The organism is Micromonospora acroterricola (assembly GCF_003172955.1).
Lineage (GTDB): Bacteria > Actinomycetota > Actinomycetes > Mycobacteriales > Micromonosporaceae > Micromonospora > Micromonospora acroterricola.
The window spans coordinates 1-25,168 of record NZ_QGKR01000095.1; the positions used below are offsets into that span (position 1 = coordinate 1).

At 73.1% G+C, this 25,168-nt stretch carries 25 protein-coding genes and 2 pseudogenes; 2 read left to right on the forward strand and 25 right to left on the reverse strand.

Annotation, left to right across the window (positions count from 1 at the left end):
- The 14 genes from DKT68_RS02415 to pyrR all read right to left on the reverse strand — a co-directional run.
- Positions 1–313 (reverse strand): primosomal protein N' family DNA-binding protein (locus DKT68_RS02415; protein ID WP_456238180.1); only part of this gene is annotated, 313 nt, incomplete at its 3' end.
- 59 nt (positions 314–372) lie between these two features.
- Entirely contained in the window at positions 373–1,566 is a 1,194-nt protein-coding gene (gene metK, locus DKT68_RS02420; protein ID WP_109815797.1) for a methionine adenosyltransferase, read from the reverse strand.
- Between the two features lie 87 nt (positions 1,567–1,653).
- Positions 1,654–2,862, reverse strand: coding sequence for a bifunctional phosphopantothenoylcysteine decarboxylase/phosphopantothenate--cysteine ligase CoaBC (coaBC, locus tag DKT68_RS02425; RefSeq protein ID WP_109815798.1), 1,209 nt, complete (start codon positions 2,860–2,862; stop codon positions 1,654–1,656).
- A 14-nt stretch (positions 2,863–2,876) separates the two neighbouring features.
- Complete coding sequence (gene rpoZ / locus DKT68_RS02430; RefSeq protein WP_030335666.1) at positions 2,877–3,140, reverse strand: DNA-directed RNA polymerase subunit omega; 264 nt, start codon at positions 3,138–3,140, stop codon at positions 2,877–2,879.
- A 64-nt stretch (positions 3,141–3,204) separates the two neighbouring features.
- Entirely contained in the window at positions 3,205–3,738 is a 534-nt protein-coding gene (locus DKT68_RS02435) for a nucleoside/nucleotide kinase family protein (RefSeq protein WP_109815799.1), read from the reverse strand.
- 25 nt (positions 3,739–3,763) lie between these two features.
- Positions 3,764–4,081, reverse strand: coding sequence for an integration host factor, actinobacterial type (gene mihF / locus DKT68_RS02440; RefSeq protein WP_007458370.1), 318 nt, complete (start codon positions 4,079–4,081; stop codon positions 3,764–3,766).
- Between the two features lie 178 nt (positions 4,082–4,259).
- On the reverse strand, positions 4,260–5,096 hold the full coding sequence (pyrF, locus tag DKT68_RS02445) for an orotidine-5'-phosphate decarboxylase (protein ID WP_109815800.1): 837 nt from the start codon (positions 5,094–5,096) through the stop codon (positions 4,260–4,262).
- Positions 5,097–5,169: 73 nt separating this feature from the next.
- Positions 5,170–6,444 (reverse strand): adenosylmethionine--8-amino-7-oxononanoate transaminase, encoded by a 1,275-nt coding sequence (locus DKT68_RS02450; protein ID WP_109815801.1) that lies wholly within the window; start codon positions 6,442–6,444, stop codon positions 5,170–5,172.
- Between the two features lie 253 nt (positions 6,445–6,697).
- A complete protein-coding gene (locus DKT68_RS02455) occupies positions 6,698–7,738 on the reverse strand; it encodes a quinone-dependent dihydroorotate dehydrogenase (RefSeq protein WP_109815802.1) in 1,041 nt (346 codons plus the stop codon).
- Entirely contained in the window at positions 7,735–11,082 is a 3,348-nt protein-coding gene (gene carB, locus DKT68_RS02460) for a carbamoyl-phosphate synthase large subunit (protein ID WP_109815803.1), read from the reverse strand. The genes DKT68_RS02455 and carB overlap by 4 nt, the downstream gene beginning before the upstream one ends.
- Positions 11,082–12,221: a glutamine-hydrolyzing carbamoyl-phosphate synthase small subunit gene (gene carA, locus DKT68_RS02465; RefSeq protein ID WP_109815804.1), complete on the reverse strand. Its 1,140-nt coding sequence runs from the start codon at positions 12,219–12,221 to the stop codon at positions 11,082–11,084. Before carA ends, carB begins: the two co-directional genes overlap by 1 nt.
- On the reverse strand, positions 12,221–13,552 hold the full coding sequence (locus tag DKT68_RS02470) for a dihydroorotase (RefSeq protein ID WP_109815805.1): 1,332 nt from the start codon (positions 13,550–13,552) through the stop codon (positions 12,221–12,223). Before DKT68_RS02470 ends, carA begins: the two co-directional genes overlap by 1 nt.
- Entirely contained in the window at positions 13,549–14,475 is a 927-nt protein-coding gene (locus tag DKT68_RS02475; RefSeq protein WP_109815806.1) for an aspartate carbamoyltransferase catalytic subunit, read from the reverse strand. Before DKT68_RS02475 ends, DKT68_RS02470 begins: the two co-directional genes overlap by 4 nt.
- Positions 14,472–15,056 (reverse strand): bifunctional pyr operon transcriptional regulator/uracil phosphoribosyltransferase PyrR, encoded by a 585-nt coding sequence (gene pyrR / locus DKT68_RS02480; protein ID WP_109815807.1) that lies wholly within the window; start codon positions 15,054–15,056, stop codon positions 14,472–14,474. The genes DKT68_RS02475 and pyrR overlap by 4 nt, the downstream gene beginning before the upstream one ends.
- Before the next feature lie 288 nt (positions 15,057–15,344).
- On the opposite strand from pyrR, the gene bldD reads away from it, so the two are divergent.
- Positions 15,345–15,833, forward strand: coding sequence for a transcriptional regulator BldD (gene bldD / locus DKT68_RS02485; protein ID WP_007458348.1), 489 nt, complete (start codon positions 15,345–15,347; stop codon positions 15,831–15,833).
- 72 nt (positions 15,834–15,905) lie between these two features.
- On the opposite strand, the gene nusB is transcribed toward bldD, so the two are convergent.
- The 5 genes from nusB to DKT68_RS02510 all read right to left on the reverse strand — a co-directional run bounded on the left by nusB (position 15,906) and on the right by DKT68_RS02510 (position 19,751).
- A complete protein-coding gene (gene nusB / locus DKT68_RS02490) occupies positions 15,906–16,316 on the reverse strand; it encodes a transcription antitermination factor NusB (RefSeq protein ID WP_201748869.1) in 411 nt (136 codons plus the stop codon).
- A gap of 23 nt (positions 16,317–16,339) precedes the next feature.
- Entirely contained in the window at positions 16,340–16,897 is a 558-nt protein-coding gene (gene efp / locus DKT68_RS02495) for an elongation factor P (protein WP_109815809.1), read from the reverse strand.
- A gap of 337 nt (positions 16,898–17,234) precedes the next feature.
- Positions 17,235–17,666 (reverse strand): type II 3-dehydroquinate dehydratase, encoded by a 432-nt coding sequence (gene aroQ / locus DKT68_RS02500; RefSeq protein WP_109815810.1) that lies wholly within the window; start codon positions 17,664–17,666, stop codon positions 17,235–17,237.
- Positions 17,663–18,742 carry a 3-dehydroquinate synthase gene (aroB, locus tag DKT68_RS02505; RefSeq protein ID WP_109815811.1) on the reverse strand — a complete coding sequence of 360 codons (1,080 nt, stop codon included), beginning with the start codon at positions 18,740–18,742 and terminating at the stop codon, positions 17,663–17,665. The genes aroQ and aroB overlap by 4 nt, the downstream gene beginning before the upstream one ends.
- A 10-nt stretch (positions 18,743–18,752) precedes the next feature.
- On the reverse strand, positions 18,753–19,751 hold the full coding sequence (locus DKT68_RS02510) for a helix-turn-helix transcriptional regulator (protein WP_109815812.1): 999 nt from the start codon (positions 19,749–19,751) through the stop codon (positions 18,753–18,755).
- Between the two features lie 79 nt (positions 19,752–19,830).
- Between DKT68_RS02510 and DKT68_RS02515 the strand changes: the two genes are divergently transcribed.
- Positions 19,831–20,559: an alpha/beta fold hydrolase gene (locus DKT68_RS02515; RefSeq protein ID WP_109815813.1), complete on the forward strand. Its 729-nt coding sequence runs from the start codon at positions 19,831–19,833 to the stop codon at positions 20,557–20,559.
- 43 nt (positions 20,560–20,602) lie between these two features.
- Here DKT68_RS02515 and DKT68_RS02520 read toward each other — a convergent pair whose 3' ends face one another.
- From DKT68_RS02520 to DKT68_RS02545, 6 genes and pseudogenes are all read right to left on the reverse strand, one after another.
- On the reverse strand, positions 20,603–21,106 hold the full coding sequence (locus DKT68_RS02520) for a shikimate kinase (protein WP_109815814.1): 504 nt from the start codon (positions 21,104–21,106) through the stop codon (positions 20,603–20,605).
- Positions 21,106–22,284 carry a chorismate synthase gene (gene aroC / locus DKT68_RS02525; protein WP_109815815.1) on the reverse strand — a complete coding sequence of 393 codons (1,179 nt, stop codon included), beginning with the start codon at positions 22,282–22,284 and terminating at the stop codon, positions 21,106–21,108. The genes DKT68_RS02520 and aroC overlap by 1 nt, the downstream gene beginning before the upstream one ends.
- A gap of 189 nt (positions 22,285–22,473) precedes the next feature.
- Positions 22,474–23,394, reverse strand: a complete 921-nt coding sequence (locus DKT68_RS02530) for a glycosyltransferase family 2 protein (RefSeq protein ID WP_109815816.1) — start codon at positions 23,392–23,394, stop codon at positions 22,474–22,476.
- Positions 23,391–24,074 (reverse strand): glycosyltransferase, encoded by a 684-nt coding sequence (locus tag DKT68_RS02535; RefSeq protein ID WP_109815817.1) that lies wholly within the window; start codon positions 24,072–24,074, stop codon positions 23,391–23,393. The genes DKT68_RS02530 and DKT68_RS02535 overlap by 4 nt, the downstream gene beginning before the upstream one ends.
- A pseudogene (locus DKT68_RS02540) lies at positions 24,071–24,539 on the reverse strand (UDP-N-acetylglucosamine--LPS N-acetylglucosamine transferase). Before DKT68_RS02540 ends, DKT68_RS02535 begins: the two are co-directional and overlap by 4 nt.
- A 224-nt stretch (positions 24,540–24,763) precedes the next feature.
- Positions 24,764–25,168, reverse strand: a pseudogene (locus tag DKT68_RS02545) (hypothetical protein); the annotation flags it as partial.

The window sequence follows — 25,168 nt, forward strand, 5'->3', positions numbered from 1 at the left end:
TCTCCACCCGGGCGTGCCGGGGTGGCACGGCGAGCCGGAGAACGTCGGCGAGGCTGCCCGCGTACCGGTCGGCGACCGCCCGGGCCAGCCGGGCGACCTCGGGCGCCAGCACCGGCTCCGGCGAGACCACCTTCTCCAGGTACGCGAGCCGGCCGGTGTGCCCGGAGTCGTCGGCGCGGGCGAGCAGCCAGCCGTCGACGAGTTGCCCCGCGAAGCGCACCTTCACCCGGGTGCCGGGCACCGCCACGTCGTCCAGCTCGGCGGGCACCAGGTAGTCGAACGGCCGGTCGAGGTGCGCCAGCGGGACGTCCACGCAGACGCGAGCGACCGGCGACCCTTCCGCGGGTCGCCGGTCGCTACGCCTGGTGGCGGTCAGGCTCCCGCGGCCGACTTGAGGTCGGCGGCCCGGTCGGTGCTCTCCCAGGTCAGGTCCGGCAGCTCCCGGCCGAAGTGGCCGTACGCGGCGGTCTGCTGGTAGATCGGTCGGAGCAGGTTGAGGTCCCGGATGATCGCGGCCGGGCGCAGGTCGAACACCTCGGTGACCGCCTTCTCGATCGAGGCGACCGGCACGGTCTCGGTGCCGAACGTCTCGATGAACAGGCTCACCGGGTGCGCCTTGCCGATCGCGTACGCGACCTGCGCCTCGCACCGCTCGGCCAGGCCGGCGGCGACCACGTTCTTGGCCACCCAGCGCATCGCGTACGCGGCCGAGCGGTCCACCTTGGACGGGTCCTTGCCGGAGAACGCGCCGCCGCCGTGCCGGGCGTACCCGCCGTAGGTGTCGACGATGATCTTGCGGCCGGTCAGCCCGGCGTCACCCATCGGGCCGCCGATCTCGAACCGGCCGGTGGGGTTGACCAGCAGCCGGTAGCCCTCGGTGTCCAGACCGAGGCTCTCCAGCTCCGGTGCGATGACGTGGTCACGCACGTCCGGCGTGAGCAGCGATTCCAGCGAGATGTCCGCGGCGTGCTGGCTGGACACGACGACGGTGTTCAGCCGGACCGGGCGCAGCCCCTCGTACTCGATGGTGACCTGGGTCTTGCCGTCGGGCCGCAGGTACGGGATGGTCCCGTCCTTGCGGACCGCGGCGAGCCGGCGGGCCAGCCGGTGTGCGAGCGCGATCGGCAGTGGCATCAGCTCGGGCGTCTCCGAGCAGGCGAACCCGAACATCATGCCCTGGTCGCCGGCGCCCTGGGCGTCCAGCGCGCTCTCCGAGGCCCCGGTGCGCAGCTCGAAGGCGTTGTCCACGCCCTGCGCGATGTCCTCGGACTGGGCGCCGATGGAGACGCTGACGCCACAGGAGGCGCCGTCGAAGCCCTTCTTCGACGAGTCGTAGCCGATGTCGAGGATGGTCCGGCGGACGATCGTCGGGATGTCGGCGTACGCCTTGGTGGTCACCTCGCCAGCGATGTGCACCTGGCCGGTGGTGATCATGGTCTCGACCGCTACCCGGCTGTGGGGATCCTCGGCGAGCAACGCGTCGAGGATGCCATCACTGATCTGGTCGGCGATCTTGTCCGGGTGGCCTTCCGTGACCGATTCGGACGTGAAGAGGCGGCGTGTCACGGCACTCCTAAGCGTGTGAAGTCGTTCCGCGGCAGTCTAGTCACCACTGCGGCAGGTGTCCGGATCGGTCGCGCATCGTTCCACCCGTCAGGAGCGGGCGGCCAACCGCGCCACGACGAGATCCCAGACGGCGTCGGCCACACCCTCCTTGACCTGCTCCGGCAGCCGGCTGACCGAGCCGTCCGCGCCGATGACCGTCACCGTGTTGGTGTCGGCGCCGAAGACCTTGTCCGCGCCGACCTCGTTGACCACGATCAGGTCGGCCCGCTTCCGGACGAGTTTCGCCCGGCCGTTGGCCTCGGCGTCGCCGGTCTCGGCGGCGAACACCACCAGCACCTGCTCCGGTCGTTTGCGCTGGCCGAGCTCCGCCGCGATGTCCGGGTTCGTGACGAGCTCGATGGTGGGCGCGACACCGTCGTCCGACTTCTTGATTTTGCCAGGCGCGTACGCCGCCGGCCGGAAATCCGCCGGAGCCGCCGCCATCACCACCGCGTCGGCCTCGACGGAGGCTTTCAGCGTCGCCTCCCGCAGCTCGGCGGTGGTGCCCACGCGGACCAGGTCGACACCGGCGGGGTCGGCGAGGGAGACGTTGGCCGCGATCAGGGTGACGCGGGCGCCCCGGGCGACGGCCGCGCGGGCGAACGCGTAGCCCTGTTTGCCGGAGGAGCGGTTGCCGAGGTAGCGGACCGGGTCCAGCGGCTCGCGGGTGCCACCCGCGGTGACCACCACCCGGCGGCCCGCCAGGTCGGCGGGGGTGGACCCGCCCCGGGCCAGGACGCGACGGGCGACCGCGAAGATCTCCGCCGGGTCGGGCAGCCGGCCCTTGCCGGTGTCGACACCGGTGAGTCGGCCGACGGCCGGCTCGATGACCCGGACGCCCCGGGCGCGCAACGTGGCGACGTTGGCCACGGTGGCCGGGTGTTCCCACATCTCGGTGTGCATGGCGGGAGCCAGCACGACGGGGCAGCGCGCGGTCAGGAGCGTGTTGGTCAGCAGGTCGTCGGCGAGCCCGTGGGCGGCCTTGGCGAGCAGGTCGGCGGTGGCCGGCGCGACCACCACAAGGTCGGCCTGCTGGCCGAGCCGGACGTGTGGCACCTCGTGCACGTCGGCCCAGACGTCGTCGGCGACCGGCTGACCGGAGAGCGCTGCCCAGGTCGGCGCCCCGACGAAACGGAGCGCCGACGCGGTCGGCACGACGCGAACGCGGTGACCCGATTCGGTGAAGAGTCGCAGCAGCTCGCAGGCCTTGTAGGCGGCGATGCCGCCGCCGACCCCGAGGACGATCCCGGCGGACATCGACGTGCGGGGGCTTACGGCTGGTCGGTCGGCTCGGCGGTGAGCAGGCCCGAGTTGATCTCGCGCATGGCGATGGAGAGGGGCTTCTCCTGGGGGGTGGTCTCGACGAGCGGGCCGACGTACTCCAGCAGGCCCTCGCCGAGCTGGCTGTAGTAGGCGTTGACCTGGCGCGCGCGCTTGGCGGCGAAGATGACCAGCGCGTACTTCGACGTCGTCTTCTCGAGGAGCTCGTCGATCGGCGGGTTGGTGATGCCTTCGGGGTTGGCGATGGATCCCACGAATTAACCTCTGCGTCTTTCGAGCCGCGCGGACGCGGTGCTGAGTCTCAACGGCGGCCGGCCGTCAGCCGCGCACGCGCGACCAGGCCGGATCCGGATAAGAAGAACCGAGTAAGCCTACCAGCTCGTCGGCCACCCGATCGGCGCGGTCGTGGGTGAGCGTGTGCTCGAAGGTCGCCGCCACGGCGGCGTCGGGTCGGCGCCCGGGTGGGATCAGCAGCACCAGCCGGGCGTCGGGCAGTCGCGCCCGGACGGCCTGGGCGCCGCTCACGTCGAGCGGGAGCAGCACCGGCCGGCCGGCGTCGAGCCGGGTGCGCAGCGGCGGGTACGGGGTGCCCCGGCGGTACGGGCCGGCGCGGGACCACTCCAGCAGCTCGCCGGCGGCCAACCGGCGGTCGAACTCGGCGGGAGCGAGGAAGACCCGGTCCTCCCCGTCGACCTCCCGCTCCCGGCGCGGCCGGGTGGTCGCCGGCACCGGGATCCACACGGACGGAGAACGCGCCCGGACAAGCTCGACGACACTCTCCCTGCCGGAACCCGAAGGTCCAGCCAGGACAGTGAGCCGAGCCGCCGGGCGCGCCTCGTCATCCGTGCTCACTGCTTGTTTCTACACGCTGCCAGGTTCAGTTGGCGGCGAACTCTCCAAGCAGTGCCTTGCGCTGCTGCTCGCCGAGGCCGCGCAGTCGACGGCTGTCGGCGATCTTGAGCTTCTCCATGATCTGGGTGGCCCGGATCTTGCCGATGCCCGGCATCGCCTGCAGGACGGCCGAAACCTTGAGCTTACCCACGACGTCGTCGCTCTCGGCGCGCTCGAGGACGGCACCAAGAGTGGTCTTGCCCTGCTTGAGCTGCTCCTTCAGCTCGGCACGGGCCTTGCGGATCTCCGCGGCCTTCTCGAGCGCGGCAGCGCGCTGTTCGGGGGTCAGTGACGGGAGCGGCACCAGTTCTCCTCAGGTCCCTATCGCGGCGGGCGGGGCGCACCGCCGCATCTGTGAAACGTGGTGTCGCTGTGAACCAAGGGGTCCGTGGTTCCCAGCGCGGGGAAAACTAGCGGTCAGCGGAGCTTTCGGCAACGTGGGCGCGCCATGATCACCGCAAAGTGACCGAGCCGTCAGTCAGTCACCGGGCAGCCAGAACGCCCCGGCACTCACCCAGCACCCGGTCCACCGCGGCACGCAGGGCGGCGACGTCGGGGCCCGCGGAGAGCACCTCCCGGGAGTACGACGGCAGCACCGCGGCGAGGCTCGAACCGAAGACGGTCCGCAGATCGGCGGCGCCGGCACCCTGTGCGCCGAGCCCCGGGGCGAGCAGCGGGCCACCCACACCGGAGAGGTCGTGACCGGTGTCACCGATGGTCGCGCCGACCACCAGCCCGAAGCTACCGAGAGGGCTCGCACCCCTGTTGAGCTGGGAAATCTCGTCGATCACGGTCTGCGCCACGGTGCGGCCGTCGGCCGTGCGGGCCCGCTGCACGGCGGCTCCCTCGGGGTTCGAGGTGAGGGCCAGCACGAAGACGCCACCGCCGTGCTCGGCGGCCAGCTCGAACATCGGCGCCAGCGAACCTACTCCCAGGTAGGGGCTCGCGGTGACCGCGTCGACATACAGCGGGCTGGATGGATCAAGGTACGCGGAGGCGTACGCGCTGACCGTCGAGCCGATGTCGCCACGCTTTACGTCCAGCAGAACGAGCGAACCGGCTTCCCGTAACTGTCGGATAGTTGACTCAAGAATCGCCACTCCGCGGGACCCGAAACGCTCGAAAAAGGCCGACTGAGGCTTGACCACCGCAACCCGGTCACCGAGGGCTTCCACGGCGGTCCGGGTGAACCGGTCGAGCCCCTGGACGTCGTCGGCGAGGCCCCAGCGAGCCAGCAGACCGGGATGCGGGTCGATGCCCACACAGAGCGGCCCTCGCTCGGTGACGGCCCGGTGCAGTCGGGTGCCGAAGCTCTCCATCCGGTACTTCCCCTCTCTCGTCGCGGCGGCAACCCCGCCACGGGTACCTCTGAAAACCGGTGATCGGGCCGGCTCAGCCGGCCGCCACCGCCGCCGCCACGCCGGAGGCGATCCGGGCCAGGTCGGCGTCGTCGGTGACGTACGGCGGCATCGTGTAGACCAGGTCGCGGAACGGCCGCAGCCACACCCCCCGGTCGGCCGCCGCGGCGGTGGCCACGCCCAGGTCGACCTCGTGGTCGAGCTGGACCACCCCGATCGCCCCGAGCACCCGCACGTCGGTCACGCCCGGCGCGCCGCGCAGCGGTTCCAGCCCGGCCCGCAGGCCGGCGCCGACCCGGGCCACCTGCGCCGCCCAGTCCCCGGCCCGCAGCAGCTCGATGGAGGCGTTGGCGACCGCACAGGCCAGCGGGTTGCCCATGAACGTCGGACCGTGCGCCAGCACGCCGCCGGCGGAGAGGCCCTGGGCGACGCGTGGGGTGCACAGCGTCGCCGCCAGGGTCAGGTAGCCGCCGGTGAGCGCCTTGCCCACGCACATCACGTCCGGGGTCACGCCGGCGTGCTCGGCGGCGAACATCGTGCCGGTACGTCCGAAGCCGGTCGCGATCTCGTCGAAGATCAGCAGGATCCCGTGCGCCCGGGTCACCTCGCGCAGCACCCGCAGGTAGCCCGGATGGTGGAAGCGCATCCCGCCGGCGCCCTGCACCACCGGCTCGACGATCACGGCGGCCAGCTCGTCGGCGTGCCGCTCGACCGCGTCCACCAACGCCGCCACGTACGCCTCGTCGGGCGGATCGGCGAAACCGCCCGGCGGGACCGGGGCGAAGACCTGCCGGGGCAGCACGTCGCCCCAGAGGTGGTGCATCCCGCCCTCGGGATCGCAGACGCTCATCGGGTGGAACGTGTCGCCGTGGTACCCGCCCCGCCAGGTGGCCAGCCGGCGACGCTGCGGCCGGCCGACGGCCCGCTGGTACTGCAGGCACATCTTCACCGCCACCTCGACGCTGACCGAGCCGGAGTCGGCCAGGAAGACGTGCTCCAGACCGGCCGGGGCCAGCTCGACCAGCGTCCGGGCGAGCCGCACGGCGGGCTCGTGGGTGAGCCCGCCGAACATCACGTGGCTCATCCGAGAGAGCTGGTCGGTCACCGCCGCGTCCAACACCGGGTGCCGGTAGCCGTGGATCGCCGCCCACCAGGACGACATCCCGTCCACCAGCTCCCGGCCGTCGGCCAGCCGCAGGCGTACCCCCTGGGCGCTCTCCACGACGTACGGCGGGTTCGCCGGCGGCAACGCGGCGTACGGATGCCAGACGTGCGCCCGATCCGCGCTCAGAATCTCCTCAGGCGTCACGGGCACTCCTTCCGGGCGTTCGCGGGTAGGGCAACGGGCACGGCGACGGACACCCGCCGGCCGCCTTTGCTCTGCTTCAACGGACGCACCACGTGACGTCCGGTTGTCGGACGGCGGCCGTTGCGTGGGGTGAAGCAGAGCAGAGGAACGGGGTGGGCACCTGGCGGGACCGCCGGACCGGCACCATGATCGGCACCTGAGCGGACAGCCGTACCGACGCCGACCTGGGCGCCGATCCGGGGCACCGGACCGGTCACCGTCCGGCGACCGCGGCCGGGGCCGGCCCCGTCGCGCGGGCCGTGGCCCGGACCAGGGCGGGGCCCCGGTAGATGAAGCCGGTGTAGAGCTGCACCAGGGCGGCGCCCGCGTCGAACATCCGTGCCGCGTCGTCCGGGTCGAGCACTCCCCCGACCCCGATGATCGGCAGGCGGCCGCCGGTCTCCCGGTGCACGAAGGCGACCACGTCCCTCGCCCGGCCGGTCAACGGCCGTCCGGAGAGGCCGCCGGCCTCCGCGCCGCGCGCGACGTCCACCGCCGCGAGCCCGGTGCGGGCCAGCGTGGTGTTGGTGGCGATGACGCCGGCCGCGCCCCGGGCCAGGCAGACCTCCAGCAGCTCGGCGATCGCCGCCTCGGTCAGGTCAGGGGCGATCTTGACCAGCACCGGCTTCTCCCCCACCAGCGCGCCGAGCAGCGCGTCCAGGTGTGCCCGGTCCTGCAACGAGCGCAGCCCGGGGGTGTTGGGCGAGGAGACGTTCACCGCGAAGTAGTCGCCGTGCCCGCGCAGCGCCCGGTACGAGGCGAGGTAGTCCTCGACCGCCTCGTCGAGCGGCGTCACCTTGGACTTGCCCAGCGAGATGCCCAGCGGTACGCCGATCGGGCGCGGCAGCGCGGCCAGGCGGGCGGCCAGCGCCGCGGCGCCGGCGTTGTTGAAGCCCATCCGGTTGATCACCGCCTCGCTGGCCGGCAGCCGGAACAGCCGCGGCCGGGGGTTGCCCGGCTGGGCGTGCGCGGTGACCGTGCCGACCTCGACGAAGCCGAAGCCGAGCGCCGGCCAGGCGGGCAGCGCCGCCCCGTCCTTGTCCATCCCGGCGGCCAGCCCCACCGGGTTGGGGAACCGCACGCCGAACACCGTGCGCGGCGCCTGGACCGCGTACCGGGCCCGCAGCGCCGCCAGCGCGGCCGGGCGCCGGGACAGCGCGCCCAACCGCCGCAGGGTCCACTCGTGCGCCCTCTCCGCGTCCCCGCCCCCGATCCGGAACAGCCAGGGCCGCGCCACCCGCTCGAACAGGGTCACTGGGCGGCCCGGAGAGTGGCGTGCAGGTCCTGGAGTGGACGGACCTGCATGTCGCCACGGATTCGCGCCTCGATGCCCATCACGGCCGCGGCGGCGCCGGGGACCGTGGTGATGCAGGGGATGTCCGCGGTGACCGCGGCGCTGCGGATCTCGTAGCCGTCCGAGCGGGCGCTGGCGCCCGAGCCCTGCGGTGTGTTGATCACCAGCGCCACGGCGCCGCCGAGGATCAGCGACACCGCGTCGTCCCCCTCGCCGGCCTGGTAGTGCTTGCGGATCTGCTCGCAGGCGATGCCGTGCCGGCGCAGCACCTCGGCGGTGCCGGTCGTCGCCACGATCTCGAAGCCCAGATCGGCCAGCCGCTTGATCGGGAAGATCATGCCGCGCTTGTCCCGGTTGGCCACCGAGACGAAGATCTTCCCGGCGGTCGGCAGCGAGCCGTACGCGGCGGACTGACTCTTGGCGAAGGCGTGCCCGAAGTTGGTGTCGATGCCCATCACCTCGCCGGTCGACTTCATCTCCGGCCCGAGCAGCGAGTCGATCCCCTTGCCGGAGCGGGTGCGGAAGCGCTTGAACGGCAGCACCGCCTCCTTCACGGCGATCGGCGCGTCGGCGGGCATCGTGCCGCCGTCCCCGGTCGCGGGAAGCAGGCCCTCGGCGCGCAGCTCGGCGATGCTCGCGCCCAGCGCGATCCGGGCCGCCGCCTTGGCCAGCGGCACCGCCGTCGCCTTGGAGACGAACGGGACGGTACGCGACGCGCGCGGGTTGGCCTCCAGCACGTAGAGCACGTCGTCCTTGAGCGCGTACTGCACGTTGAGCAGGCCACGGACGCCGACACCGCGGGCGATCGCCTCGGTGTAGCGGCGGACCTCGGCCAGGTGCGAGCCCGCGAGGGTGATCGGCGGCAGCGCGCAGGACGAGTCGCCGGAGTGGATGCCGGCCTCCTCGATGTGCTCCATCACCCCGCCGATGTAGACCTCGCCGTCGGCGTCGCACAGCGCGTCCACGTCGATCTCGATGGCGTCGTCCAGGAAGCGGTCCACCAGCACCGGGTGGTCCGGGGAGATGTCGGTGGCCCGGCCGATGTAGTCACGCAGCGTCGGGTCGTCGTAGACGATCTCCATGCCCCGCCCGCCCAGCACGTACGACGGTCGGACCAGCACCGGGTAGCCAATCTCGTCGGCGATCGTCTTGGCCTCGTCGTACGAGGTGGCCATGCCGTGCGCCGGCGCGCGCAGCCCGGCCCGCGCCAGCACCGCGCCGAACGCGCCGCGCTCCTCGGCCAGGTGGATCGACTCCGGGGAGGTGCCGACCACCGGCACCCCGGCGTTCTTGAGCCGCTGCGCCAGCCCCAGCGGGGTCTGCCCGCCGAGCTGAACGACCACGCCGACGACGCCCGGCCCACCGGCCGCCCGGCCGGAGGACTCCTCGGCGTGCCAGACCTCCAGCACGTCCTCGAAGGTCAGCGGCTCGAAGTAGAGCCGGTCGGCGGTGTCGTAGTCGGTGGAGACCGTCTCCGGGTTGCAGTTGATCATCACGGTCTCGTAGCCGGCCCCCCGCAACGCCTGGACGGCGTGCACGCACGAGTAGTCGAACTCGATGCCCTGCCCGATCCGGTTCGGGCCGGAGCCCAGGATCAGCACCTTCGGCCGGGCCGACGGCACGACCTCGGTCTCGGAGTCGTACGTCGAGTAGTGGTACGGCGTGGTCGCCTCGAACTCGGCCGCGCAGGTGTCCACGGTCTTGTAGACCGGGCGCACGTCGAGCCGGTGCCGCAGGGTCCGCACGCCGTCCTCGGCGGCCAACTCGGGTCGCAGCGCGGCGAGCTGCCGGTCGGACAGGCCGGCCCGCTTGGCCCGGCGCAGCAGCTCGGCGTCGAGCACCGGCTCGTCCACGATCTCGGCGCGCAGCTCGACCAGCCCGGCGATCTGGTCCAGGAACCACGGGTCGATCCCGCCGGAGGCCGCCGTGACCTCGGCGATCGACGCGCCGAGGCGCAGCGCCCGCTCGACGGTGTACAACCGGCCGTCGTGCGGGATGCGCAGCGCGGCGAGGGTGTTCTCCTTGGTCGCGTCCGCCGGGTCGGGCTGGGTCCAGAAACCCGCCTGCTTCGTCTCCATGGAACGCATGGCCTTGTTCAGCGCCTCGGTGAAGTTACGACCGAGGCTCATCGCCTCGCCCACCGACTTCATCGTGGTGGTCAGCTCCGGGTCCGCGCCCGGGAACTTCTCGAACGCGAACCGGGGGATCTTCACCACGACGTAGTCCAGGGTCGGCTCGAACGCCGCCGGGGTCTTCAACGTGATGTCGTTGGGGATCTCGTCGAGGGTGTAGCCGATGGCGAGCTTGGCCGCGATCTTGGCGATCGGGAAGCCGGTCGCCTTGGACGCCAGCGCCGAGGAGCGGGACACCCGCGGGTTCATCTCGATCACGACGATCCGGCCGTCGGCCGGGTTCACGGCGAACTGGATGTTGCAGCCGCCGGTGTCCACACCGACCTCGCGCAGCACCGCGATGCCCAGGTCACGCAGGCGCTGGTACTCCCGGTCGGTGAGCGTCATGGCCGGGGCCACGGTGACGCTGTCGCCGGTGTGCACGCCCATCGGGTCGACGTTCTCGATCGAGCAGACCACCACCACGTTGTCGTGCCGGTCGCGCATCAGCTCCAGCTCGTACTCCTTCCAGCCGAGCACGCTCTCCTCGATGAGGACCTCGTGCACGGGGCTGGCGGAGAGGCCGTCGCCGGCGATGCGGGCCAGGTCCTCCGGGGTGTGCGCCATGCCGGAGCCCAGACCGCCCATGGTGAACGACGGCCGGATCACCACCGGCAGGCCCAGCTCGGCGACCGTCGCCTCGACCTCGTCCATCGTGTGGCAGACCCGGGAGCGGGGCACCAGCGCGGCCGGGTCGTCGATGCCGAGGCGGACCCCGGCCTTGGCGACGATCTCCTTGAACAGCTGGCGGTCCTCGCCCCGGTTGATCGCGTCGATGTTCGCGCCGATCAACTCCACGCCGTACTTGTCCAGCACGCCGGCCTCGTGCAGGGCGACCGCGGTGTTCAGCGCGGTCTGCCCGCCGAGGGTGGCCAGGATGGCGTCCGGGCGCTCCTTGGCGATGACCAGCTCCACGAACTCCGGGGTGATCGGCTCGACGTACGTGGCGTCGGCGAACTCCGGGTCGGTCATGATGGTCGCCGGGTTGGAGTTGACCAGGCTGACCCGGATCCCCTCGCTGCGCAGCACCCGACACGCCTGGGTGCCGGAGTAGTCGAACTCGCAGGCCTGCCCGATGACGATCGGCCCGGAGCCGATCACCAGGATGTGCTTCAGATCGGTCCGCTTGGGCATTACTTGCCGCCTTCGATCAGCTCGGCGAAACGGTCGAAGAGGTAGTCCGCGTCGTGCGGGCCGGCCGCCGCCTCCGGGTGGTACTGGACGGTGAAGGCGGGCACGTCCACGGCCCGCAGCCCCTCGACGACGTTGTCGTTGAGGCAGACGTGTGACACCCGGACGCCGCCGAAGTCGGTGTCGATCACCTGGTCGGGGACCACCGCGCCGTCACCCGCGCCGGGCACCTGGACGGCGAAGCCGTGGTTGTGGCTGGTCACCTCGACCTTGCCGGTGGCCCGGTCGAGCACCGGCTGGTTGATCCCCCGGTGGCCGTAACCCAGCTTGTAGGTGCCGAAGCCGAGCGCCCGGCCGAGGATCTGGCTGCCGAAGCAGATGCCGAACAGCGGCACCCGCCGCTGCAACGCCTCCCGCGCCAGCGCCACCGGACCGTCGGCGGTGGCCGGGTCGCCGGGGCCGGGCGACAGGAAGACCGCGTCGGCGCCGGTGGCGAGCAGGTCGTCGATGCTCGAGGAGGCCGGCAGCACGTGGGTGGTCACCCCGCGCGCGGCGAGCCGGCGCGGCACGTTGCGCTTGATGCCGAGGTCCAGCGCGGCCACCGTGAACCGGTGCTCGCCGACGGCCTCGACGACGTACGCCTCGGGCGTGGACACCTCGGCGGAGAGGCTCGCGCCGACCATCCGCGGCGCCTGGCGGACCCGGGCCAGCAGGCTCTGCGGGTCGTCGTCCACGCTGGAGATGCCCACCCGCATGGCGCCCCGCTCGCGCAGGTGCCGGGTCAGCGCCCGGGTGTCCACCCCGCTGATGCCGACCACGCCCTCGGTGGCGAGCCGGTCCTCGAGGCCGCCGGTGGCCCGCCAGTTCGAGCCGATCCGGGCCGGGTCGCGCACCACGTACCCGGCCACCCAGATCCGGCCGGACTCGTCGTCCTCGCCGTTGACGCCGGTGTTGCCGATGTGCGGGGCGGTCTGCACCACCACCTGGCGGTGGTAGGACGGGTCGGTGAGGGTCTCCTGGTAGCCGGTCATGCCGGTGGTGAAGACCGCCTCGCCGAACGTCTCCCCGACGCTGCCGTACGCCTCGCCGTGGAACGTGCGCCCGTCCTCGAGCACGAGGATCGCGGGCCTGCGCTTGGCCATTACTTGACTGCCTTTCCGTCCAGGACCGTCGGCTCGCCACGCAGGAAGGTCGCCACGATGCGACCCGGCAGCGTCATGCGGGCGTACGGGGTGTTGCGACTGCGGCTGGCCAGCTCCGCCGGCTCGATGGTGCGGCGGGCGGCCGGGTCGATCAGGGTCAGGTTGGCCGGCACACCGGGCGCCGGGTCGACGCCGTGGCCGGCCAGGCCGGCGATCCGGGCCGGGGTACGCGACATCCGCTCGGCGATCAGGTCCCACTCGGGGCCGAGCACGTCCAGCGCGATGGAGAGGGCCGTCTCCAGGCCGAGCATCCCCGGCCGGGCGTACGCCCACTCGCACTCCTTGTCCTCCACGGCGTGCGGGGCGTGGTCGGTGGCGATCACGTCGACCACCCCGTCGGCGAGCGCGGCGCGCAGCGCGGCGATGTCCGCGGCGGTGCGCAGCGGCGGGTTGACCTTGAAGACCGGGTCGTAGGCCCCGGTTGGGCTCCAGTTGGTCGCGAGCGCGGGGCTCGCAAGCTCACTCCTCCCGCTCACGACCTCGTCGGTGAGCAGCAGGTGGTGCGGCGTGACCTCGGCGGTGACCCGTACCCCGCGCGCCTTGGCCTGGCGCAGCACCTCGACGCTGCCGGCGGTGGACACGTGGCAGACGTGCAGCCGGCTGCCCACGTGCTCGGCGAGCAGCACGTCCCGGGCGATGATCGCCTCCTCGGCGACCGCCGGCCAGCCGATCAGCCCGAGGCGGGTGGACACCTCGCCCTCGTGCATCTGGGCGCCCTCGGTCAGCCGGGGCTCCTCGGCGTGCTGGGCGATGATCCCGTCGAACGCCTTGACGTACTCCAGCGCCCGGCGCATCAGCTTCGGGTCGGCGACGCAGTGCCCGTCGTCGGAGAAGATCCGCACCTGGGCCGCGGAGTCGGCCATCGCGCCCAGTTCCGCCAGGCGCTCGCCGGCCAGCCCGACGGTGACGGCGCCGATCGGCTGCACGTCGACCAGCCCGGCCTCCCGGCCGAGCCGCCAGACCTGCTCGACGACGCCGGCGGTGTCCGCCACCGGGGAGGTGTTGGCCATCGCGCAGACCGCGGTGTAGCCGCCCAGCGCCGCCGCCCGGGACCCGGACTCGACGGTCTCGGCGTCCTCCCGGCCGGGTTCGCGCAGGTGGGTGTGCAGGTCGACCAGGCCGGGCAGGGCGACCAGCCCGGTGCCGTCGACGACGGTGGCGTCCGGCGCGGACAGCCCCGGGCCGACCTCGGCGACCACGCCGTCGCGGATCAGCAGGTCGGTCGGCGCGGCGCCGACGACGCTCACGCTGGTGATCAGGTACGCGGTCACCGGTTGTTCCCTCCGAGCAGCAGGTAGAGGACGGCCATCCGCACGGAGACCCCGTTGGTGACCTGTTCGACGATGGTGGAGCGGGGAGAGTCGGCCACCTCCGGGGTGATCTCCATCCCCCGGTTCATCGGGCCGGGGTGCATGACGATCGCGTGCTCGGGCAGCCGGCGCATCCGCGGCCCGTCCAGGCCGTAGCGGCGGGCGTACTCGCGCGCGGAGGGGAAGTAGGAGTCGTTCATCCGCTCCCGCTGCACCCGCAGCATCATCACGACGTCCACGTTGGGCAGCACGGAGTCGAGGTCGTAGGAGACGTCGGTGCCGGGCGCGAGCGCCGCGGCGATGTCCACCGGGATGAGCGTGGGCGGACCGACCAGGGTGACCTTGGCGCCGAGGGTGGAGAGCAGCAGCACGTTCGAGCGGGCCACCCGGGAGTGCAGCACGTCCCCGACCACCGCGACCGACAGGCCGGCGAGCCGGCCCAGCCGGGCCCGCATGGTGTACGCGTCCAGCAACGCCTGGGTGGGGTGCTCGTGGGTGCCGTCGCCGGCGTTGATGACCGACCCGTCCACCCAGTTCGCCAGCCGGTGCGGCGCGCCGGAGGCGGGGTGCCGGACGACCACCGCGTCGGCGCCCATGGCCTGCAGGGTCAGCGCGGTGTCCTTCAGGCTCTCGCCCTTGGTGACGCTGGACCCCTTCGCGGAAAAGTTGATCACGTCGGCGCTGAGCCGCTTGGCGGCCGCCTCGAAGGAGATCCGGGTGCGGGTGGAGTCCTCGTAGAAGAGGTTCACCACGGTCCGGCCGCGCAGCGCGGGCAGCTTCTTGATCTCGCGGCCGGCGACCGTGGCCATCTCGGCGGCGGTGTCCAGGATCTCGGTGGCGGTGTCGGCGTCCAGGTCCGCACCGGAGAGCAGGTGCCTGATCATGAGGTGGTCCCCCCGTACAGCTTGACCTCGTCCGTCCCGTCGGTCTCGGCGAGCGTCACCTTGACGCTCTCGGCGAGCGAGGTCGGGATGTTCTTGCCGACGTAGTCGGCCCGGATCGGCAGCTCCCGGTGGCCCCGGTCGACCAGCACGGCGAGCTGCACGGACGCCGGACGGCCCACGTCGTTGAGCGCGTCGAGCGCGGCCCGGACGGTACGGCCGGAGAAGAGCACGTCGTCGACGAGGATGACCCGCTTGCCGTCGATGCCCCCGGCCGGAAGCTCGGTCGGGCCGATCGCGCGGGTGGCGTGTCGGCGAAGGTCGTCGCGGTAGAGAGTGATGTCGAGCACACCGACCGGGACGGCGACGTCCTCGAAGGTGCTGATCCGGGAGGCGAGCCGCCGGGCGAGGGGGGCGCCCCGGGTGGGAATCCCGAGTAGCACCGTCTCGGCGGCGCCCTGGGTCTTCTCCAGGATCTGGTGGGCGATGCGGTCGACCACGCGTTGCACGTCGGCGCTGGCGAGGATCACCTTCACCGAGGGTTGTCGCGGTGGTGACGAGCGGGCAGCCGGTGGGTATGCCACGGCGGACCTCCTTCCCCGCCTCACGGGACGGGTCGTTAAAGGATGTCGGGCACCTCCGGCCGGACCGCGGGCGGACCTGGGCCGGGGCTTCACGCCACGTTACCAGTGGTCACCGGGCCGATGGACGGCGGCCGCTGACCACCGGATCAGGTCGACGAAATGGGGATAACTCCCCCGGTGCTCCCCAACGGTCAGGTCACGACCACTTGACCAGGTGTCCCATTCCCCGTACCGTCACGCTCCGTAGCGATCGACGGGAGAACCCCGAGCAGCACTGGGAGTGTCCGAATGCCCTCTGAATACGCCAAGTCTCTGGGCGCCCGCCTGCGCTCCATCCGCCAGCAGCAGGGTCTCTCCCTGCAGGGTGTGGAGGAGAAGTCGAACGGGCGGTGGAAGGCCGTGGTGGTCGGGTCGTACGAGCGCGGCGACCGTGCCGTGACGGTGTCCCGCCTGGCCGAGCTTGCCGAGTTCTACCGCGTCCCCGTCTCGGAGCTGCTGCCCGACGGCAGCGGGGTCCGTCACGAGCCCACCAGCAAGATCGTCCTGGATCTGGAGCGGCTCTACGACGAGGCCTCCGAGGACCTGGCCTACGTCGCCCGCTACGCCCGCGCGATCCAGCAGCAGCGTGGCGACTACAACGGGCGGGTGCTCTCCATCCGCGCCGACGACCTGCGGGCGCTCGCGATCGTCTACGACGCCTCGCCGTCGGGCCTGATCGAGCGGCTCACCGAGCACGGTGTGCTGGTGGCCGACCCGCGGGCGTTCTTCGCCTCCTGATCGACCGAACCACCGGAAAGGGCCCGTGCCGCATGGCACGGGCCCTTCTCGTCGTGCGGGCGCTGAGCGCGCTCAGCGGGTGGCGTACTCGGCGATCCGGCCGAGGATGCCGTTGAGGAAGCGCGGCGAGTCGTCGGTGGACATCTGGCGGGCCAGCTCCACCGCCTCGCTGATCGCCACCGCGTCGTCGATCTCGTCGACGTAGAGCAGCTCGTAGACCGCGATCCTCGCGAGGTTGCGGTCGACCACCGGCATCCGCTCCAGCGTCCAGCCCTCGGCGTAGCTGGCGATCAGCTCGTCGATCCGGTTCAGGTGCTCGGCGACACCCTCGACCAGGCCCACCGCGTAGCCCAGGTGCTCCGGCGGGGGCTTCTCGATCCGCTGGAGGTAGCCGGCGAGCACCTCCACCGGGGGCTGGTCCCGCAGGTCGGCCTCGTAGAGGACGTCCAGCGCCCGCTTGCGCGCCTTGCGGCGCGCCGGCATCTGCTGCTTGGGGCCCTCGGCCATCAGGAGCGGCCGAGGTAACGGCCGTCGCGCGTGTCGACCTTGATCTTCTCGCCGGTGGTGATGAAGAGCGGCACCTGCACGGTCGCGCCGGTCTCGACGGTGGCCGGCTTGTTGCCGCCGGTCGACCGGTCGCCCTGCAGACCCGGCTCGGTGTAGGTCACCTCCAGCACCACGCTGGTGGGCAGCTCGATGTAGAGCGGCACAGCCTCGTGCGTGGCGACGGTCGCCTCGGCCTCGGGGAGGAGGTAGTTGGCCGCCTCACCGACGGTGCCGCCGGGGACGGTGATCTGGTCGAAGGTCTCCAGATCCATGAAGACGAAGTCCTCGCCGTCGGCGTACAGGTACTGCATCGTGCGCTTGTCCACGGTCGCGGTCTCGACCTTGGTGCCCGCGTTGAAGGTCTTGTCGACCACCTTCCCGGACAGCACGTTCTTCAGCGTGGTGCGCACGAAGGCACCACCCTTACCGGGCTTGACGTGCTGGAACTCGACGACAGCCCAGAGCTCGCCGTCCAGGTTGAGTACCAGGCCGTTTTTGAGGTCGTTGGTGGAGGCCATTTCCTGCCTTGATCATCAATTGGCGGACAGACCTGACAAGTCTACTAGGGCGTGTTTCAGAAGTGTCGGTCGAGCCGAGCCGGAGTCCAGGCGTCGTCCGGCAAGGCGGAGCTGTGTCCGGATACCGGTGTTGTATCCGGACATTGCGACAACGCCGCCGGGCGGCGCCTGGGCCCGGCGCAGGCCGGCCAGCACTTCTGAAACACGCCCTAGCTGCGTCGAGGCAGGTTGCCCGCCATGTCTCGCCCGCCGATCCCACGCCCACAGGCCGCACCCGGCAGGGATCACGATCCGTCACCTCCAGGCCCCGGCCGCGCCCACCCCTCGCGTACGCCCGTCAGTTGGTCGAGGCGGCCAGATGGCGCAGGGCGAGACGATAGCCGTCGATACCGAGACCGCAGATCACCCCGGTCGCCACCGCGGAGACCACGGAGTGGTGCCGGAACTCCTCGCGGGCGTGGATGTTGGACAGGTGCACCTCGACCAGCGGCCCGCGCAGCATGGCGCAGGCGTCGCGCACCGCGTACGAGTAGTGCGACCAGGCGGCGGGGTTGAGCACCACCGCCGCGCCCTCGTCGGCGGCGGCGTGCAGCCAGCCCAGCAGTTCGTGCTCGGCGTCGGTCTGCCGGACCGTCACGTCCAGCCCCAGCTCCCGGCCGGTGGCCTCGCAGAGCGCCACGAGATCGGCGTAGGTGGTCGAGCCGTACACCGCCGGCTCGCGCGTGCCCAGCCGGCCCAGGTTCGGCCCGTTCAGGACGTACACCCTCACGCCGTCGCCACCTCCCGGTAGGCGGCCGCGAGCAGCGCGTCATCCGGGCCCTCGAGCATCGCCGGGCGGGCCAGCCCGTCGAGCACGACGAACCGCAGCTGGCTGCCCCGGGCCTTCTTGTCCACCCGCATCGCGGCCAGCAACTGTGGCCAGGCATCGGCCGGGTAGCTCACCGGCAGGCCGAGCGCTGCCAGGGCGACCCGGTGCCGGTCGGCGGTCGGCGCGTCCAGCCGGCCGGCGAGCCGGGCCAGCGTGGCCGCGTACACCAGGCCGACGGCGACGGCGTGGCCGTGCCGCCAGCGGTAGCCCTCGACCTGCTCGATCGCGTGGGCCAGGGTGTGGCCGTAGTTGAGGACCTCCCGCAGGCCCGACTCGCGCAGGTCGCCGGCGACCACGTCGGCCTTGACCCGGATCGCCCGCTCGATCAGCTCCCGGGTGACCGGTCCGTGCGGGTCGGTGGCCGCGGCGGGCTCGCGCTCGACCAGGTCCAGGATCGCCGGATCGGCGATGAAGCCGCACTTGACCACCTCGGCCAGCCCGGCCGCCAGGTCGGTCGCGGGCAGGCTGTCCAGGGTGGCCAGATCGGCCAGCACAGCGACCGGCGGGTGGAAGGCGCCCACCAGGTTCTTGCCGGCCGCGGTGTTGATCCCCGTCTTGCCGCCCACCGCGGCGTCCACCATGCCCAGCAGTGAGGTGGCGACCGGCACCCAGCGCACCCCGCGCAGCCAGCAGGCCGCGACGAAGCCGGCCAGGTCGGTGACCGCGCCGCCGCCGACACCGACCACCACGTCGGTACGGGTGAAACCGGCCGCGCCCAGCCGGTCCCAACAGGCGGCCGCCACGTCGATCTGCTTGCCCGCCTCGGCGTCGGGCACCTCGATCGGCAGCGGCTCGACGCCGGCCGCGCGCAGCCGTTCGCCGAGCGCGTCGGCGAGGGCCTTGAGCGGGGGCGCGTGCAGCACCGCCGCCCGGGTCGCGCCGGGCAGCAGCCCGGGCAGCGCGTCCAACAGGTCGCGTCCGACCAGCACGTCGTACGGCCGTTCGCCGCCGACCGGAATCCGGGTCACGTCGTCCATCGCCGGCAGCCTAGTCGAGTGGACGGCGTGGTGCGGGCGGCTGCCCACCTGCCGGCCGGGCCGCCCAGTCGGCGAGCAGGCGCGCGTGCTCGGCCACCGCGGCGCGCAGCCCGTCCGGGTGTCGCACGGTGAACGGGCAGCCCAGACCGGCGAGCAGCGCGGCCATACCGGGCAGGCTCTCCGCCCGGGCCCGCAGCAGCACCCCGTCGGTGGTGGCGGTCAGCTCGGCCACACTCGGCGGGATGCGCCGACGGGCGGCCACCAGGTCGGTCTCCAGCACCACCTCGACCTCGTGCGTGTACGGCACGCCGGCCAGCGACCGCGTCACCCGGGCCACCGGGTCGAAGCCCTCCGGCACGGTGAACGTCTCCCCGCCCGGCGTCACCGTGCCGATGCGGTCCAGCCGGAAGGTACGGACCTCGCCGCGCCGGTGGTCGTGGCCGGTGACGTACCAGCGGCCGGAGTGGAAGACCAGGCCGTACGGGTCGAGCTCCCGCTGCGACTGCTCGCCCCGCCAGGAGCGGTAGTCCAGTGCCACCCGCTGCCGGTGCCGGGTGGCCGCGGCCAGGGTGAGCAGGGTGCCCGACGCGGGACCCCGCTCCGGCTCGGGCCGCCGCAGGGTGAAGCCGAGGTGCTCCTGCACGGCGGTCAGCCGGTCGGCGAGCGCCGCCGGCAGCACCCGGCGGATCTTCGCCAGCGCGGTGGCCGTGGCCGGCTGCTCGGTGGCCAGCCCGACCCGTTCGGCGACGACCAGGCCGAGAAGCACGGCCACCGCCTCGTCGTCGGTGAACATCAGCGGCGGCAGCTTGTAGCCGGGGTGCAGGCGGTAGCCGCCGTGGCGACCGCGGTCGGCGGTGACCGGGATGCCCAGCTCGGCCAGGGTCGCCGCGTACCGGCGCACGGTCCGCTCGTCCACGCCGAGCCGGCTGGCGAGGTCGGCGGCCGTTGCCCGGTGCCGGGCCTGGAGCAGTTCGAGCAGGGCCAGCACCCGGCCGGCGGGATGTGACACGGACCACTCCTCCAAACCGGGCGGATTCTGTCCGGATTCGATCGTACGGTCTGTCGGTAGCCGAGAGAAGGAGCGACAGATGGCGACGTTCGTGCTGGTGCCGGGGTTCTGGTTGGGTGCCTGGGCGTGGCGGGAAGTGACCGCGGCGCTGCGCGCGCAGGGACACGAGGTGTACCCGCTGACGCTGACCGGGGTGGCCGAGCGCGACCACCTGGCCGGGCCGGAGGTGAGCCTGGAGACGCACACCGCCGACATCGTCCGGCTGGTCGAGGTCGAGGACCTGCGCGAGGTGCTGCTGGTCGGGCACTCCGGCGGCGGCATGCCGGTCGCCCAGGCGGCGGACCGCATCCCGGACCGGATCGCCCGCGTGGTCTACGTGGAGAGCGGGCCGCTGCCGGACGGCACCGCGCAGTTCGACACCGTGCCGCCGGAGGAGCAGGAGCGCCTGCGGGCCGCGATCGGCGACGGCCACCTGCTGCCGCCGCCGGCCTTCGACCCGGCCGCCGACCCGGCCAACCTCGCCGGGCTGGACGAACCGACGCTCGCCCTGCTGCGCGCCCGGGTCACCCCGCAGCCGCTGCGGGCCGCCACCGACCCGGTGCGGCGCACCGGCGGTCGCCCGGTGCCGACCGCGCTGGTCGCCAGCACGTTCCCGCTGGCGGCGGTGGAGCAGATGATCGGCCAGGGGCACCCGTTCTTCACCGGGCTGGCCGGCGGTCAGCTGTTCGAGGTGCCCACCGGGCACTGGCCGATGCTCAGCGAGCCGAAGGCCCTGGCCGACGTCCTCGACGCCGTCGCCCGAGGCTGACCGAGCGCGCCGGGGCCGGCGCAGCGACCGGCCGGGCCCGGCGTCAGCGGGGCAGCAGCGCCGCGATCTCGGCGACGATCTCCGTCGGGCTCCGGCCGTCGGTGGCCACCGTCGCGGTGGCCACCTCGGTGTAGAGCGGCCGGCGCTGGTCCATCAGGTGCTTCAGGGTCGCCCTGGGGTTGATCGCCAGCAGCGGCCGGCCGGCGCCGAGCCCGACCCGCCTCACCGCGTCGGGCAGCTCGACCGAGAGGTGCACCACGCGGTGCCCGACCAGGGCGGCCCGGGTCTCCTCGGCGAGCACGGCGCCGCCACCGAGGGCCAGCACGCCCGAGGTCGCCGCCAGCGCCGCGGCCACGGCGGCCCGTTCGAGGGTACGGAAGTGCGCCTCACCCTCGTCGATGAAGATCTCCGGGATGGGCTTGCCCGCCATCTGTTCGATGTCGGTGTCGGTGTCGCGGAACTCCACCCCGAGGGCCGTGGCGAGCGCCTGCCCGACGGTGGTCTTGCCGCAGCCGGGCGCGCCGACCAGCACGACGACCGGCGCCATCAGCGGATGACCAGCGCGTCGAGGTAGCCGGCCAGGTTGCGGCGGATCTCGGCGACCGAGTCGCCGCCGAACTTCTCGGTGGCCGCCTCGGCCAGCACCAGCGCGACCATCGCCTCGGCGACCACCGCCGCGGCGGGCACGGCGCAGACGTCCGAGCGCTGGTTGATCGCGGTGGCCGGCTCGCCGGTGGTGATGTCCACGGTGGCCAGCGCCCGGTTGAGCGACGAGATCGGCTTCATCGCGGCACGGACCCGCAGCGGCTCGCCGGTGGTGATGCCGCCCTCCAGACCGCCGGCCCGGTCGGTGACCCGGCGGACCCCGGTCGCCGACGGGATGATCTCGTCGTGCGCCTCGGAGCCGCGGGACCGGGCCTGCTGCCACCCGTCGCCGATCTCCACACCCTTGATCGCCTGGATCGACATCAGCGCGGTGGCCAGCCGGGCGTCGAGCTTGCGGTCCCACTGCACGTGGCTGCCCAGCCCCGGCGGGACCCCGTACGCCAGCACCTCGACCACGCCGCCGAGGGTGTCGGCGGCCTTCTTCGCGGCGTCCACCTCGGCGACCATCAGGGCGCTCGCTTCCGGGTCCAGGCAGCGCAGCGGGTCGGCGTCGATGCGGGCGGCGTCCTCCGGGCGCGGACGCAGCCCGGACTTCGCGGCCACCGGACCCAGCTCGACCACGTGCGAGACGATCTCGATGCCGAGCGCCTGCCGGACGAGCGCCTTGGCGACCGCGCCGACGGCCACCCGGGCGGCGGTCTCCCGGGCGCTGGCCCGTTCCAGGATCGGCCGGGCGTCGGTGTGGCCGTACTTCTGCATGCCGGCCAGGTCGGCGTGGCCCGGCCTCGGGCGGGTCAGCGGGGCGTTGCGGGCCTGCCGGGCCAGCTCGTCGGGGTCGACCGGGTCGGCGGCCATCACGGTGCGCCACTTCGGCCACTCGGAGTTGCCGACCCGGATCGCCACCGGGCTGCCCAGGGTGAGGCCGTGCCGCAGGCCGCCCAGCACCTCGACCTCGTCGCGCTCGAACGACATCCGGGCGCCACGGCCGTAGCCCAGCCGCCGGCGGGCCAGCTCGTCGGCGATCTCGGTGGTGCTCACCTCGATGCCGGCCGGCACCCCCTCCAGCAACGCGACGAGGGCGGGACCGTGCGATTCACCTGCAGTCAACCAGCGCAACACAGCGGTCAGTCTGTCACGGCCCGCCACCGCCACGGCGCGCTGCCCGCCGCGTCCCGCCCTGCGGACGCCGGTGTCCGTACGCCGGCCGCCGTCGCCCGGCGGACGACGACCCGGGCACCGACGCCCGCCGGTGTCGGCGCGACACGGTGGGTCGGCGCCCACCGGGACCGGCGCCCGGCGGGCGGGGGCTCAGATCCCCCGGCCGCGCTTGTGCAGGGTGCGCAGCACCGCGTCGGCCCGGACCACCCGGCTGGCGACCGCGAGCGCCAGGTAGGCGCGCGGCTCGCGGGGATTGCGCCGCAGGGTGCGCCGGGCCCAGCGCAGCGCGCCCCGGCGGTCGCCGGAGGCGGCGCGGGCGAACGCGATCTGCCCGGTCACCCGGGCCTCCCCCGCCGGCTGGCCGGCGAACTCCGGGTAGCGCTGCAGCAGCCACTGCAACGCCTCCGAGATGGTGTCCCAGCGCTGCGCGAAGTACGAGCGCTTGTGCCAGCGAACCAGCACCGACGGGGTGCGCAGGTTGATCAGCGGCGCGCTGCGCGCGGCCCGGAGCAGGAACTCGTAGTCCTCCGCGTAGCTGCCCGGGATGTCCTCGTCGACCAGCCCGAACCCGTCACGCAGCGCGGCGGCGCGAATGAGGAAGGTGGACGGGTGCAGCTCCGTCATCCGGTCCCGCAACAGGTCGTCCAGGGTGATCCGGTCGCGGTCGAGCACCCGGTCGACGGTGTGCCCGTCGTAGCTGACCCGGATGCCGCAGCAGACGAACTCGGCCTCCGGGGCCGCGGCCAGCGCGTCGACCTGGGCCGCCAGCTTTCCGGGCAGCCACTCGTCGTCGTCGTCGCAGAACGCGACCAGCTCACCCTCGGCGGCCAGGGTGCCGCTGTTGCGAGCGCCGGCCAACCCTGGCGTGCGCTCGTTGCGGATCACCCGCACGGCACGGTCCGGGCCGGACAGCCCGGTCAGCGACTCGTCCGACATGGACTGGTCGAACACCACGACGACCTCGATCGGGCCCGCGTACTCCTGCGCCAGGATCGCCCGCGCCGCGGCGCGCAGCAGCTCCGGGCGGTCCCGGGTGGGCACCACGACGCTGACGCTCGGCTGCCGGGTCATCGGGTCTCCTCCGCACCGCGGCCTGGCCGCGTCCAGGCTCGCCAACGGGATGGGCGGCGGGTCGATTGGGCCACCAGGTCCTCCACGATCTGCCCGACACGGGCCACCGCCGCCCGCCGCGCGGCGTGCGCGCCCGGGTCGGCGGCCACCGCGTACCGGGAGGGGTCGGTCAGCCCGGCGGCCAGGGCGGCGTGCAGCGCGTCCCGGGTCTCGCAGAGCGCCACCAGCCCGGCGGCGCCGAGCCGGCGGGCGAAGAGCTGCTGGTGGTCGTCGACGTGCTCGCCGCGCGCCGGGTCGCGGGGCACCACGATGGGCAGGTGGCCGTGCCGGCGGGCCTCCAGGATGGTCGCCGGGCCACCGTGGCAGACCACCAGGTCGGCGTCGGCCATCGCCTGCTGCAACGCGTCGTGGCCGAGGAACGGCACCGCGCCGGGCACCTGCGGCGCCCGGGTGTGACCGTGCTGCACGGTCAGGCCGACCGGGCCGCCGGCCTGGGCGTGCCACTGCGCCAGCCAGTCGACGAGCCGGTCGAAGGGGTGCTTGTCGGTGCCGACCGCCACCAGCAGCCGGATCTGCGCGGCCGGGGTGCTGTCGCGCTGGCGCGGCAGCCGGGCCGGCTCCGACGCGGTGACGGGCGGAGTCGCCTGCGGACGCCGGGCGGTGCCGGTCTCCCCGCTCACAGCAGCGTCCCGACGACGGTGGCCTCCGGGTACTGCCGCCGCTGCTCGTCCCACTGCACGAGCATCGCGGACAGGAACGGCCGGCAGAGACGGGCGGTCAGCGTCGGTGTGTCGATGCGGTCGTACACCTCGATGTAGACGCCGCAGCCGGGCCAGCACCACGAACGGCACGGCAACCCCGGCGCCCGTGGTGACCACCGCGGCGACCCGCCGGCCCCGCAGCACCCGCCAGGCCAGCAGCGCGTTGCGCAGCAGGTTCGGCACGTTGCGCGTGGTCGGGTGGTGGGCCGGCACCAGGTCCTCACCGGCCAGCAGCGACACCGCCTCCGGGGTGTCGAAGGTGACCCAGCAGCGCCGCCAACTCTCGTACCAGGGCCGCAGGGCGAGCAGTTGGGCCAGGTGGCCGCCGCTGGATCCGACCAGCAGCAGCACCGGCGGCTCGCCGTCGTCGTTGTTCGCGTCCACGCGACTCCCCACAGATTCGCTTGGAATTTCGGTCCACGCCACGCAGCAGCAGACCACAGGTTGCCCGACCGTTGAATAGGGCGACCGGTTGATCAGGTGATCTCACACCGGGGGCGGTCGTCGTCGCCGACCCTCCCCGGTCCATCGACGTTCATCACGAGCAGCAATTCTTCCGTCACGCTACGGCGATGGTCAACGCCCATCGGCGTGGCGATCTGCCCGGATCAGTCACTATGTCGTTTCTCGATGACGTCCAGCAGTGCGGGATGCAGCGCGGCGTTCCACCCCGCGCCGGCGTCGGCCAGCCGCCAGGTCCGCAGCCACATCTCCACCAGGTACGCGTCGACCACCAGCCGGCGCTGCGCCGGGCCCAGGCCGAGCCGCTCGCCGTGCCGCTCCAGGTGCCCGTCGGCGGCCGCCGCGGCCACGGCGGCCGGCTCCCCGCGCAGCACCAGGGACCGCTGGAACGCGTCGTGCGCCAGGTCGAAGCCGACCGGCACGTCCGGGCCGCTGTGCTCCCAGTCCCAGGCGACCAGCCGGCCGGCGTGCCGGCCCAGGTTCCACGGAACCCAGTCGCCGTGCCAGTGGCCGAACTCGACGGCGGTGCCGCCGTGGCGGCGAGCCAGCGC

What these genes read in the sequence shown, in the direction of transcription:
- efp (WP_109815809.1), bottom strand. Translation starts at nt 16,897, where the DNA reads ATGGCCTCCACCAACGACCTCAAAAACGGCCTGGTACTCAACCTGGAC.
- aroB (WP_109815811.1), bottom strand. Translation starts at nt 18,742, where the DNA reads ATGGACGACGTGACCCGGATTCCGGTCGGCGGCGAACGGCCGTACGAC.
- DKT68_RS02475 (WP_109815806.1), bottom strand. Translation starts at nt 14,475, where the DNA reads ATGATCAGGCACCTGCTCTCCGGTGCGGACCTGGACGCCGACACCGCC.
- coaBC (WP_109815798.1), bottom strand. Translation starts at nt 2,862, where the DNA reads ATGTCCGCCGGGATCGTCCTCGGGGTCGGCGGCGGCATCGCCGCCTAC.
- bldD (WP_007458348.1), top strand. Translation starts at nt 15,345, where the DNA reads ATGCCCTCTGAATACGCCAAGTCTCTGGGCGCCCGCCTGCGCTCCATC.
- nusB (WP_201748869.1), bottom strand. Translation starts at nt 16,316, where the DNA reads ATGCCGGCGCGCCGCAAGGCGCGCAAGCGGGCGCTGGACGTCCTCTAC.
- carB (WP_109815803.1), bottom strand. Translation starts at nt 11,082, where the DNA reads ATGCCCAAGCGGACCGATCTGAAGCACATCCTGGTGATCGGCTCCGGG.
- pyrF (WP_109815800.1), bottom strand. Translation starts at nt 5,096, where the DNA reads ATGGAGAGCTTCGGCACCCGACTGCACCGGGCCGTCACCGAGCGAGGG.
- carA (WP_109815804.1), bottom strand. Translation starts at nt 12,221, where the DNA reads ATGGCCAAGCGCAGGCCCGCGATCCTCGTGCTCGAGGACGGGCGCACG.
- DKT68_RS02520 (WP_109815814.1), bottom strand. Translation starts at nt 21,106, where the DNA reads ATGGCGCCGGTCGTCGTGCTGGTCGGCGCGCCCGGCTGCGGCAAGACC.
- DKT68_RS02515 (WP_109815813.1), top strand. Translation starts at nt 19,831, where the DNA reads ATGGCGACGTTCGTGCTGGTGCCGGGGTTCTGGTTGGGTGCCTGGGCG.
- DKT68_RS02530 (WP_109815816.1), bottom strand. Translation starts at nt 23,394, where the DNA reads ATGACCCGGCAGCCGAGCGTCAGCGTCGTGGTGCCCACCCGGGACCGC.